The organism is Saccharibacillus kuerlensis DSM 22868, assembly GCF_000378145.1.
GTDB lineage: Bacteria > Bacillota > Bacilli > Paenibacillales > Paenibacillaceae > Saccharibacillus > Saccharibacillus kuerlensis.
Genome location: NZ_KB899280.1, coordinates 204817 through 216727, shown reverse-complemented (window position 1 = coordinate 216727; position 11911 = coordinate 204817). Strand labels below are relative to the sequence as shown.

General features: G+C 50.8%; 12 protein-coding genes. 6 read left to right on the top strand and 6 right to left on the bottom strand.

The features are described from left to right. Positions 1–26: 26 nt before the first annotated feature. The 3 genes from F456_RS0107110 to F456_RS0107100 form a co-directional block, all read right to left on the bottom strand. The gene (locus F456_RS0107110; protein WP_018976317.1) at positions 27–863 is read right to left on the bottom strand and encodes a hypothetical protein; all 837 of its coding nucleotides are present in this window, start codon (positions 861–863) and stop codon (positions 27–29) included. Continuing rightward, positions 844–1431, bottom strand: coding sequence for an RNA polymerase sigma factor (locus F456_RS0107105; RefSeq protein ID WP_018976316.1), 588 nt, complete (start codon positions 1429–1431; stop codon positions 844–846). Before F456_RS0107105 ends, F456_RS0107110 begins: the two co-directional genes overlap by 20 nt. 315 nt (positions 1432–1746) lie before the next feature. Further along, positions 1747–2553 (bottom strand): TraR/DksA C4-type zinc finger protein, encoded by an 807-nt coding sequence (locus F456_RS0107100; protein WP_018976315.1) that lies wholly within the window; start codon positions 2551–2553, stop codon positions 1747–1749. Positions 2554–2794: 241 nt separating this feature from the next. Here F456_RS0107100 and F456_RS0107095 point away from each other — a divergent pair, with 241 nt between their 5' ends. Further along, positions 2795–3937 (top strand): zinc-dependent alcohol dehydrogenase, encoded by a 1143-nt coding sequence (locus F456_RS0107095; protein WP_018976314.1) that lies wholly within the window; start codon positions 2795–2797, stop codon positions 3935–3937. Positions 3938–4118: 181 nt separating this feature from the next. On the opposite strand, the gene F456_RS0107090 is transcribed toward F456_RS0107095, so the two are convergent. Continuing rightward, positions 4119–5351, bottom strand: coding sequence for an aminopeptidase (locus F456_RS0107090; protein ID WP_018976313.1), 1233 nt, complete (start codon positions 5349–5351; stop codon positions 4119–4121). A 231-nt stretch (positions 5352–5582) separates the two neighbouring features. On the opposite strand from F456_RS0107090, the gene ku reads away from it, so the two are divergent. Beyond that, positions 5583–6458: a non-homologous end joining protein Ku gene (gene ku / locus F456_RS0107085; RefSeq protein WP_018976312.1), complete on the top strand. Its 876-nt coding sequence runs from the start codon at positions 5583–5585 to the stop codon at positions 6456–6458. Between the two features lie 133 nt (positions 6459–6591). On the opposite strand, the gene F456_RS0107080 is transcribed toward ku, so the two are convergent. Beyond that, positions 6592–7644, bottom strand: coding sequence for an NAD(P)/FAD-dependent oxidoreductase (locus F456_RS0107080; RefSeq protein ID WP_018976311.1), 1053 nt, complete (start codon positions 7642–7644; stop codon positions 6592–6594). A gap of 364 nt (positions 7645–8008) precedes the next feature. Between F456_RS0107080 and modA the strand changes: the two genes are divergently transcribed. From modA to F456_RS0107060, 4 genes are all read left to right on the top strand, one after another. Beyond that, on the top strand, positions 8009–8821 hold the full coding sequence (modA, locus tag F456_RS0107075; RefSeq protein ID WP_026293711.1) for a molybdate ABC transporter substrate-binding protein: 813 nt from the start codon (positions 8009–8011) through the stop codon (positions 8819–8821). Then, positions 8818–9504, top strand: coding sequence for a molybdate ABC transporter permease subunit (gene modB, locus F456_RS0107070; RefSeq protein WP_018976309.1), 687 nt, complete (start codon positions 8818–8820; stop codon positions 9502–9504). Before modA ends, modB begins: the two co-directional genes overlap by 4 nt. Positions 9505–9681: 177 nt before the next feature. Beyond that, the gene (locus F456_RS0107065) at positions 9682–10713 is read left to right on the top strand and encodes a ThiF family adenylyltransferase (RefSeq protein ID WP_018976308.1); all 1032 of its coding nucleotides are present in this window, start codon (positions 9682–9684) and stop codon (positions 10711–10713) included. A 64-nt stretch (positions 10714–10777) separates the two neighbouring features. Further along, positions 10778–11341 (top strand): MogA/MoaB family molybdenum cofactor biosynthesis protein, encoded by a 564-nt coding sequence (locus tag F456_RS0107060; protein ID WP_018976307.1) that lies wholly within the window; start codon positions 10778–10780, stop codon positions 11339–11341. 12 nt (positions 11342–11353) lie between these two features. On the opposite strand, the gene moaC is transcribed toward F456_RS0107060, so the two are convergent. Further along, complete coding sequence (moaC, locus tag F456_RS0107055; protein ID WP_026293708.1) at positions 11354–11848, bottom strand: cyclic pyranopterin monophosphate synthase MoaC; 495 nt, start codon at positions 11846–11848, stop codon at positions 11354–11356. Positions 11849–11911 lie beyond the last annotated feature (63 nt).

Genomic DNA, 11911 nt, shown 5'->3' with positions numbered 1-11911 from the left:
GGAAACATTCGAGTATAAGGCAGATCTTATTTCGATTCCCGTGGTTTGCCGTCCACAATATGCCCGGCAACTTCCGCCATTTCACTTTGCGTAAGCGGCCCGGAAATCGAAATATCCAGATCTCCGCGGAAAACTTTAAAGTAGTCGTCGTCACCTTCCATATCGATAAAGTAACCGGTGAGTCCGTTATCAAGCTTCATTTTTGTTACGGGACCGCCAAATGCATGGGTTCCCGGACCATAAGGAATATGAATAACGATAATATGCAGAATACGGCCTTCGTCCGAACGATAATCCAGAGTGAAACCATTGGGAGCCGAGTCGTCATCCGGTAGGCTCAAATAGACGTCTTTCAACTTGAACCGGGGCGGAATTCTAGGAAATTCTGGCATTGGAAATTCCAGTCGTTCTTTCGCTTCTTCCATCGTGGACAAGACGTTATCGTATCGAATGACGACAGGCTCTTCCAGATCTTCGGGGAATTCGGTGACAGTAGATGTCGGCTTCTCGAATCTTTCCGGAGGCGGGGGAGTTAATGCACCGTCCGTTTCCAATGGTTTATCCTCACCTGTGGTGAGCAGATTGTCGCCGCTGCTCCAGGTATACAATTTTTGATAAAACGGGTTCAATGCGCCGGTTCTGATCGGTTCCGAAAATGCAACCGAACCGAAAAGGATCAATCCTGCTGCCGCGCCGGTTAGACGAATGGTCCGCTTGCGTCGTCTTCTTACGGAACATTGCTGACGATGTTTTTGTACACGATGCCAAGCGGCACGGCGTGATTGTGGATCGACCGGGGAGGCGGAGTTTACCGCCCGCTCGAATGCTTCGTCAAAAAGCTCGTCAAATTTTTCGTCTTTCATCGCTGCCCTCCCATTCCTTGCGCAGCACTTGGCGCATATTTTCCCTCGCTCTAAACAGTCTCTGCCTGATAATGTCTTCGCTCGTGCCCAGCGAATCGGCGATTTCCTTATACGACATACCATATTTCCAGCGGTAAATAATAATGGCCCGATATTCGGGCTTCATGCCTTCAAGATGCCGCAGGATCGCTTCTTCCATCATTCGTACCTCGACTGTCTTCTCCGTAGAAGATCCGATATCCTGTTTGGCCTCTATATGATTAAGAACGCTGTCCGCTTCCACATGGTTACGGTGTCTTTTATTTTTTCTCAAATCATTTATGGCGCTGTTGCGTGTGACCACTTTCAGCCAGGCGAAAAACTTTGATTCGCTCTCAAATTCCGGTCTTCTGCCGATCAGTTTGAGAAAAGCTTCTTGAATCACGTCTTCGGCAGCTGAGTGATCACGTACAATGTAGAAAATGGCTCCATACGCCAAGTCGTAATATTCATTATAAATCAGCTCCTGCATGTCTTCATCCAACTCATCGAAGTCATGGGTGAGGAGCATCTGTAGATGCTGAGCCATATGCGCTCCTTCCTCGGTTCTGTTCATGTCCGCGCGTTCCGCTTCGGTTTTATTCTCCGTGTCTTCCTAAAAGAAGAAATTAATTGTCATTCTCCATATTCTACACGAAATAAGGAAGAAGGTGGGCTTTTTTTATTAGATATCTCCTTATAAATGGTTAGCAGGTTACCAAATTGTAAATTTTTTCATGCATTAGGGCGTGTATGCAAATTACGAATCGACTTCATATCGAAAAGTCAATGAGTTTGCATACACGCCCTAAACAAAAAGATCCCTACCGTATAAGAAATACGGTAGGGATCTTTTTGTTTTTCTTTAAGATTCGTCGCTGCTTCTTTTGCCGGACTGAACTCCGTCCTGCTCGGCAGCACGTGCCAGTTCAGCTTCGTCGTCTGCCGCTTCATCGATCTCGGCAACAGGGTCACCTTCACCGGCCTCGACGTATTTGCGTTCTTCACGCGTCATTTCAACGCTGCGATTGCCGCCAGTCATGTCGTTGCCCGTAAATTTTTCATAGCCTTCGACCGTTCCTTCATTAAGATCGTTCTCACTGGAGAGTTCGTTGTAGCTTTCCACATCCCGTTTTGTTGACATAGCCGGCGAATCGGCATTTCCGTAGCTTTCTACAGCCTGCCAAGCGCTCGCATCGTCGAATTTCCCGGCATACTCTTGACGATTCTCGCCGGCTCCTGATGGAGGGGTGGTCATCACATCTTCTTCCACCGGACGATAGTCCAATAGAGGGTCGTTTTCCGGTGTCGTGTCAACGTTATGAGCTGTATAGGGAACAGCTTCCAGACGCTCGAACGGGATTTCTTTGCCGGTTTCGATATCGACCCCGTAAGTACCGTCTTCAATCCGCTTCAGCGCCGAATTCACTTCGTCCAGCCGATCGGAAAGATCCGAGTCGATCGCCATGTCCCGGGCACGCTCAAACTCTTCAGTTCCGAGGTCGGCGGGATGATTGTCGACAGCCGTCAATTCGCCGGTGGAAACGCGAATTGAAGTCTCGAAACCTTCTGTCGTATCTTCCGAATTGTCGAAATGTTGTTCTAATTCACTTTTTCGTTCCAGCAGCAGATTTTTCAGTGTATCTATTTGGGAATCGCTTAAGTGTTTCATGACAAATGCCTCCATTCGGATTTTCAGGTTGATGCGGGCTTATCCGGATCGGCCGGCCGCCGCGCTTCTTTCCTTCTTATACCCGAACAGCAGGCGAACCAATCGGAGGGAGGGAAACAGAGGCTCCGGTAAACAAGTAACCATAAAATTGTTAGCATGAATAGCAAACGGGGTTAATGAAGAAAGGAAAGCCGAGCGAAAGACCTGCAACCATTCCACCTATAAAGGAGCGATTCTCGATATGAAAGCACTCACTTATCAGGGCAAGCGCAAGGTTAAGGTCAAGGAAGTAGAAACAGCTAAGTTGGAAAAGCGCGACGATATTCTGATTCGCGTGACTTCCACTTCAATTTGCGGTTCCGATCTGCATTTGTTTAATGGAGAAATACCGGGAATGACCGACGATTATATCATTGGCCACGAACCTATGGGCATTGTCGAAGAAATCGGTCCCGATGTTACTCATGTCAAAAAAGGCGACCGGGTCATTATTCCGTTTAACGTCTCGTGCGGCCAATGTTTCTTCTGTCAAAATCAAATGGAAAGCCAATGTGACAACGCCAACGATAACCCTCTCAAGGACTCAGGTGCCATGCTGGGCTATTCCCACACGTACGGTGGATTTGCAGGCGGACAAGCGGAGCTGCTTCGTGTGCCTTACGGTAACTTTGGACCGCTCGTTATTCCCAATGACGCTGAAGTAACGGATGAGCAGGTGCTGATGCTGTCCGATGTTATTCCGACGGCTTACTGGAGCGTAGACAATGCGGGTGTGAAAAAAGGCGATACGGTTATCGTGCTCGGCTGCGGACCGATTGGCCTTATGGTGCAGAAATTCGCCTGGCAGAAGGGTGCTTCGCGTGTTATTGCCGTGGACCATGTCGAATACCGTCTGGAACATGCACAACGTACCAACAAAGTAGAGACGTTCAACTTTATGGAAAATGACGATCTCGATAATCACCTGCTGGAAATTACGGGAGGCGGAGCGGATGTCGTCATTGACTGCGTAGGTCTTGATTCGGAGAAAACGATGATGGAGAAAGTGCAAACAAAGCTTAAACTCCAAGGCGGCGGACTTGGCGCTATGCATATGGCTTCCAACGTTGTACGCAAATTCGGTACGATCCAGGTAACAGGCGTATATGGACTGCGTTATAACAACTTCCCGTTCGGTCATCTGTTTGAACGCAATATTACGATCAAAACAGGACAGGCGCCGATTATTCACTATATGCCGGAATTGTTCAATCAGATCAAGACCGGCCAACTGGACGCGACAGATCTTATCACGCATACGCTGCCGCTGGATGAAGCCGAGCATGCGTACGATATTTTCGACAGCAAGAAGGAAGACTGCATTAAGGTTATCTTGAAGCCTTAATTCACAGCTTAAAGCTAAGGCAGTAAATTCTCAAAAGCTAAGACTGCTGCAAAAGAATGCTGGAAGGACTACTGTAAATGAAGAAAGGACCTCGCCTTCGAGAGAAGGGAGGTCCTTTTTTATGTTTGATCATTTGTGAATCATGCGTAAAACGATGCGTAACGCAATCCAGCGCCGTTATTTAGAACGCCCAGCTGCCATTACGGAACACCGGCTCGGCCGTACCGTCCGCCGTAATACCGTCAATGTTCATCTCGGCGGAACCGATCATAAAGTCGACATGCGCGATACTTTGATTGATTCCGGCTGCGGCCAACTCTTCGCGGGACATTGTCTTGCCGCCTTCAATGTTGAACGCGTAGGCGCTGCCAATCGCCAAATGGTTCGAGGCGTTCTCGTCGAACAACGTATTGTAATAAAGAATACCCGAATCGGAAATCGGCGATTTATGCGGTACAAGCGCCACCTCGCCAATATAGTGGGAACCTTCGTCCATCTCGACCAGACGTTTAAGCGTTTCCTCGCCCTGCTGCGCCTTCACGTCCACAATACGTCCGTTTTCAAACGTCAGTGTGAAGTTATCGATGATGTTGCCGCCGTAACTCAGAGGCTTGGTGCTCGCTACGGTGCCGCTTACGCCTGTTTTCAGTGCAGCTGTAAACACTTCTTCCGTTGGCATGTTGGCAACAAATGCCGATCCGCGCTCGCTTTCGCTGTCCGCTGCTACCCACAGATGACTCTTAGGCAGCTCGATGGTTAGATCGGTACCCGGTGCCGTGTAATGAAGAGCTGTGTATTTTTTATCGTTCAAATAAGTCGCCTTGGCTGTCAGCGTTTCGATATGCTGCTGCCAAGCGGCAACCGGATCCGGTTGATCGACGCGAACCGCTTTGAAGATTGCATCCCACATTGCTGGAATTTGCTCGTTTTCCGGCAGGTTAGGGAATACTTTGGCTGCCCAAGCAGGCGAAGGAACGGCTACAATCGACCAAGCCAGCTTATCGGATTGTACGTATTGACGGTACTTGCTGAGCGCTTCGCCCGAAACCTTCTGCAGCGTGGAAATGCGGGAAGGATCAACGCCGTTCAGCAGGTCCGGATTGCTCGATACGATCGCCAGCATCGCGCCGCCGTTCTCCGCAAGTTCTTCACGCTCAGCGGCCATCCATTTCGGCGCGATCTCGAACGAGTCGTCCGGTGCAAGGTCATAACGCATACGGGTAATCGCTTCGTCTGCCAAGTTAACCTTGACCAATTTAGCTCCTGCAGCATAAGCATGCTTAACAACGAGCCGTACGTATTCGAGAGAATCCGTATTGGCATCGATCATCAGAGTTTGTCCAGGCTGTACGTTTACACCGACTTTGACTGCGAGTTCGGCATATTTGTTAAGGTTTGTTTGAAAATCCGACATGATAAGCCTCCGTTTCGATACTTGCTTTATTAAAATAAACGCTATGTTTGTTATTGTACAAGATCATGTAAAGAAAGAAAATCTAACATTGGTTAATTAGAAGGCGGGAATAGGGGGAAAACAGGCGGAAACGGCTGATTTCGATTAATAAATGCTCTTTCGGTTAAATAAGCGTTAAATCGATAATGTGAAGGTTACAAATTCCGGATGCATAAAGAGGAGGCAGACGTTATGAACGCGGTATGGAAAGGGGTCGTCGGCTTTGGTTTGGTCAGCGTTCCGGTCAAAATGTACAGTGCCTCGCACGCACACGAAGTTCCGCTGAGACTGCTGCACCGCGATACGCTTCAACCTGTCCGCTATATTCGGACTTGTGAAGGTTGTCCGGATGAACTGAGCTGGGATGAGATTGTACGGGGTTACGAGTATGAGAAGGATCAATACGTGACTTTTGAAAAGGAAGAATTAGAAAGCCTTACTGCCGATCTGACGCGCGATTTTCGTATTAGGGAATTTGTTCGTATGGAAGAGATCGATCCCATTTATTTGCGGAAAACGTATTACCTGTCGCCGGAAGAAGGAGGGGAAAGAGCCTATACCCTGCTTGCACGTGCACTTGAAGAAACGGACAAAGCCGGATTGGCTGTCGTAACCATTCGCACCAAAACCCGGCCGGCATTGATCAGATCGCTGAACGGACGGCTCTCACTGACAACGATGAATTTTGAAGAAGAAATAGTGTCACCAGCGGATATTCCGGGCTTGGAGAATATTCCGGAAGCGAGCCGGGCGGAAGTCGAAACCGCCAAGCTGCTGATCGGACAGCTGACGGCTGACTTTAATCCGGGACAGTTTGAAGATCAATCTTACAACCGACTGATTGACGCTATTCAAAGCAAGATTGACGGGGGAAAACCGGAAGTTCCGGCGGCGGAACCGCAGCTTCGACAACCTGAAGATCTAATGGAAGCGCTGCGAGGCAGTCTGGATCTGTTCAAGCCGTCTATGCAGATCGACCGGGGGAATGAAGGTTCAGTCTCCGACAAACGAAAACCGCCGAGCGGCAAAGGAAGCGCCAATAAAAGCGGACGTACAGGCGCCGATTGACTGCTGCCAATCACAATTAATGAAACCATACCGTGTAAAAAACCATCTGAAAATAACAAAAAAATCCCCGCGGCGCTCTGCAGGCCTTTGGGGATTTTTAGCAGAATGACGAACAAAATCTGTCGCAATCCGTTTACGGGTTATACAGCTCTTTGATGATTTGGCGATTTTTTTCCTTGAAGAGTTCGTTATGAGAGGAGACCATGCCGTATCCCGGCGCATCAGGCTTAAGGAACTGCTTGGCTTTGTTCACTGCGTTGGCCGCGTCCTGAAATGCTCCGGCGATCAAATGGAGCTTGCCTTCATGGTGCAGAATATCTCCCGCTGCAAAAATGCCCGGAATCGACGTTTCGCTGGCCGAAGAGCCGAGAATCTGATATTCGTTCATTTCGATCTGGATCTCGCTCTTCTTAAGCAGCTCTGTATCGCGTTCGTACCCATGGCTGATAATGACATCGTCCACGGCCAGCTCGAATTCTTCCTTGCTGTCGTTTTTCTCCATCAGCACCGTTTCGATCTGTGAGTGATCGTCGCCGGCCACAAGAGTTTTGATCGAAGCGTTCAGCAGCAGTTCTACGCCGGCCGCGCACATTTTTGTCACGTCTGCTTCATGGCCTTTCAGCTCTTCTTTGCGGTAGGTCAGATATACTTTTTTCGCGAAAGGTACAAGTTCGTTGGCCCAATCGACAGCGGAATGTCCGCCGCCGGAGATCAGCACCGTCTTGTCCTTGAAACGGGAGATAGACTTGACGGTATAATGGAGGTTCGTTACTTCAAAGCGTTCCGCGCCTTCAATTTCCAGCTTGATCGGCTTGAGAATGCCTCCGCCTACCGCAAGAATGATCGTCTTTGAGAGATGGGGTTGTCCCGACAGGGTATGTAAAATGAAGTGGTCGTCGTCTTCCGAGCGGCAGATAGAAGTGACTTTCTCATTCAGCACAACGTCGGGTTTGAACGTCTGCCCCTGAGCCACCATCTGCTCAATCAGCTTGGCGCCCGGAACCGGAGTCAAGCCGCCTATGTCCCAGATCATTTTCTCCGGGTACACATGAACTTTCCCTCCCAGCATAGGCTGAAACTCGATAATTTTCGTTTTCATTTCGCGCAAACCGCTATAGAAGGCGGAAAACAATCCTGCAGGTCCACCGCCGATAATCGTAACATCCCATATTTCTTGATCGACCATCCTTCAGGCCCTCCCTTTATTTTCAAACTCTAATAGATAATGATTCTCAATATCAGTATATCAATAAGAGGAATGGAAACACAACAATATTCGAGAAAAGCGGTGTCCAAATCCAAAGTGCTGCTGTTGGTATCATCCGCGTGCTGTTGTTGGTATCGTTCATGTACGGCTCGCGGCTTCCAGGCGTAGACTAGGCAGTGCAGATCGTGTATGGTAAATTCGGATAAGTTCGTTTCTGCCGTTTCGAAATTCACATGCCGGAACGGCGGAGTGAAGGCAAAGGAGACGAATGATGAACAAATCAACAGAAACTCGCGCAAACGTAACGTTAATCGGCAGTCGCCGGGCAGGGTTCGGCACTTTCATGCTGCTGCTCATACTCACGCCGCTGCTCCTGTCGGCCTGCGGAGCCAAACCGACCGATTCTGCAGCAAGCCAGGCGGCAGGCGGGCAGGCGGGCAGTGGAGGCGCCGCAGAGAAATCTGTAACGCTGACTGTCTCGGCGGCGGCCAGCCTGACCGATGCTCTGACAGACATTCAAAACCGGTACGAAGCCGCTCAACCGAATATCAAACTTGAATTCAATTTTGGCGCTTCAGGAGCGCTTCAGCAGCAGATTGAGCAGGGTGCCCCGGCAGATCTCTTTCTATCCGCGTCAAACCACAATATGCAGGCACTGCTGAACGCTGGACTAATCGAAGCGGAACAAGAAAAAGACTGGTTGGCCAATACATTGGTCGTCGTCGTTCCCGTCGGTGGGAGCTTTTCCGCCGCAAAGATCGAAGATTTGGTTGGGGAGACCGCGCGGCATGTGGCGATCGGCATTCCGGATAGTGTGCCTGCCGGCAGATATGCACAGGAAGCGCTGACGCAAGCTAATTTATGGGATTCCCTTCAGCATAAGCTGGTACAGGGCAAGGATGTAAGACAAGTACTGCAGTATGTGGAAACCGGCAACGCGGATGCAGGATTTGTCTATAAGACCGACGCGCTCACTTCCGACAACGTCCAAATCGCTTTTGATGTCGATCCGGACAGTTACTCGCCCATTCATTATCCGATTGGAATCGTCAAGGCGACCAAGAACCAAGAAGCCGCACATAACTTCTATGATTATCTGCAAACGCCGGAAGCGTTGGATATTCTGACGGAATACGGCTTCTCCGCAGCGAAATGATGCTGTCGACGAATCTCGATTGGAGCGATTATTGGTCGCCTATACGCTTATCGCTTCAGGTCGCGCTGCTGGCGAGCGTCATTGCCATTATTCTCGGAACCGCCGCTGCCTGGTGTATGTCGAGACGTGATCGTTTTCGAGGCAAAACTCTGCTGGAGACAGTCTTCATGCTGCCGCTTGTGCTTCCGCCTACCGTCGTCGGCTTTCTGCTGCTGATGATGCTCGGAAGGAGAAGCTGGCTGGGACAGATGATCGAATCCGTCTTTCACTCGCCGATCATCTTTTCATGGTGGGCGGCGGTCATTGCAGCCGTTGTGGTCGCGTTTCCGCTCGTGTACCGTACAGCGGTCGTCGGTTTCGAAGCGGTAGAGCGCGATTTGGAAGACGCCGGACGTTCGATCGGCGCCAACGAATGGCAGGTGTTCCGGCATATTACCCTGCCGCTGATCATGCCTTCGCTCAAGACTGCCTATGTTCTTGGCTTTGCCCGAAGCCTTGGCGAATTCGGAGCTACGCTGATGATCGCGGGGAACATACCCGGCCGGACGCAGACCGTTCCGACGGCAATCTATGTTGCCGTGGATTCCGGTCATCTGTCGTCGGCCTGGGCTTGGACGATCGCCATTGTAGCGATTTCGTTTCTGCTGCTCCTGCTGACGGGACGGCGGGTCAGCCGGTTTTGATTCTCGTCTTTGTGCTTATGCTGCTTCCCGTGTATGATATCAGCATAGATTAATTCATAACTGCACCGATGATCAGCCCGTCAATAACTGAAAATAAGGGTGGAGAAAGACGCCGCTTTAACGAATAAACAGCCGTCCGGGCAGCCCGGGCGGCTTGATATGCAGGGGGCCTAAAGAATGAATACATCGTACAGCGACCGCTACTCCCGACAAGAATTATTCGCTCCTATTGGAAAAAACGGACAAGGCGGAATCGAACGTGCTTCTGCAGTCATAATCGGCTGCGGCGCGCTCGGTTCCGCAATAGCCGAGACGCTGACACGCGCAGGGATCGGTGAGCTGCATCTGGTCGACCGCGATTATGTCGAGTGGTCCAATCTTCAGCGTCAGCAGCTGTTTACGGAGAACGACGCGCGGCAGATGACTCCCAAAGTGGAGGCGGCAAAGCAGAGACTTCTGGAGATTCGGTCAGATCTCAAGCTGCACACCTATTTCGACGATCTCGACATTGTACTGATTCGCCGCTTGGCAGCAGGGTGCTCGCTTATTATGGATGCCACTGACAACTTCGAGACCCGATTACTGATCGGAGACGCGGCACTGGAAGCAGGTATTCCCTGGATCTATGGCGCCTGTGTAGGAAGCTCAGGCACCGTGTTTCCTTTCGTTCCCGGCCACTCGGCCTGCTTCCGCTGTCTGCTGCCGACACTGCCATCCGCTAACGATACGTGCGACAACGCCGGCATTATTGCGCCAGCCGTGCAGGTAACTGCCGCCATCCAATGCGCGGAAGCGATGAAGTGGCTCAGCGGCAGTACAGAATCGCTGCGGACTAAAGTTCATCATTTCGATCTGTGGACCGGAACCCAAATGGACATCGGCATTTCCCGAATTCGCCGTGACGATTGTCCGTCCTGCGGCTCAAACCCTGTATTCCCCGCATTGGTTCGGAGTGCTCGGCCCGCTTATGCCGCCCTATGCGGACGCGACACTGTGCAGGTGCTGCCGGACCCGGCACGGAGGCTTACGCTGGATGATGCGGAACGAATCGGTCTTCGGTTAGGACAGGATATCCGTCGCACACCGCATTTTGTACAGTTCCATGCATTAGGAGCGCGCTTTATTCTGTTCAGCAACGGTAGACTGTTGATCCATGGAACAGCCAGCGTTGAAGAAGGCCGGAAGCTGCACCGAAAAGTTTTCGGGTAGAATAGAAGGCATGTACAATAGAAAAAATGAAATATATAAGTCTAAATGAAAAGGGGGCGAAAGGATGAAGGACTTTACTCACGCGGCACATGGGGCAGGAGAAAGTGCAGTTGGTCGTTCGGAAGCAGGCGAAACAGAAGGATTAGGCATTCGTCTGGCTGTATTGACGGTTAGTGACACGCGTACAAAGGAAACCGATAAAAGCGGACAGCGAATTATTCAACTTGCTGAAGAATTCGGCATGGAAATTGCAAAATACATACTGTGCACAGACGATGCGGAAGCGATTCATTCAATCGTCGCAGGCTGGCTGCTCGATCCCGAAATCGACGCGGTCATCACGACCGGCGGAACGGGGATCTCGCTTCGAGATGTAACGCTCGAAGCCGTCCGGCCTCTGTTTCACAAGGAGCTTGACGGCTTCGGCGAGTTATTTCGGTATTTGAGCTTTGCCGAAGACATCGGCACCAAGGCGGTGCTCAGCCGGGCAACAGCCGGCACAGCCGGAGAGAAGGCTGTATTTGTCCTGCCCGGCTCGACCGGTGCCGTGACGCTGGCGATGCGCCGGATCATTTTGCCGGAAATTGCGCATATTCTGCACGAGCTGACAAAGCATCACCTGGAGTAAAAGGAACGGGTATTAAGCTTCATTCCTGGAATAATCACCGGATTTGCCGCCGGTTTTTTCCAGCAGCATCGTTGGGCCGATCACCATATCTTTGCCTGCGGCTTTGCACATGTCGTAGATCGTAAGCGCCGCGGCACTGGCTGCGGTCAAAGCTTCCATCTCGACCCCCGTGGACCCTTTGGTCCGCACGGTTGCATAGAGAAACACTTCATAGGAATCTGCCGCTTCGTCGACAGCCCATTCGAACTCGATATCGACGCCGCTGAGCATCAACGGATGGCACATCGGAATGATCTGCGACGTGTTCTTGGCAGCCATAATCCCTGCGACTTGGGCAACGGCAAGCACATCGCCTTTCTTATTGCCTCCTTCACGGATTTGGCGGTAGATCAGTTCGTTCACGCGTACGGAAGTCGTCGCGCGGGCGGTTCGTACCGTTTCATTTTTCTCCGAAATGTCGACCATACGCGCGCGGCCCTGTTCGTTAAAGTGAGTCAATTCGGACAATGCAATCCATCCTTTCATTTGTTGAAGATGAACCCAGTATAGCATGAGAAAAGGAGCCTTCCA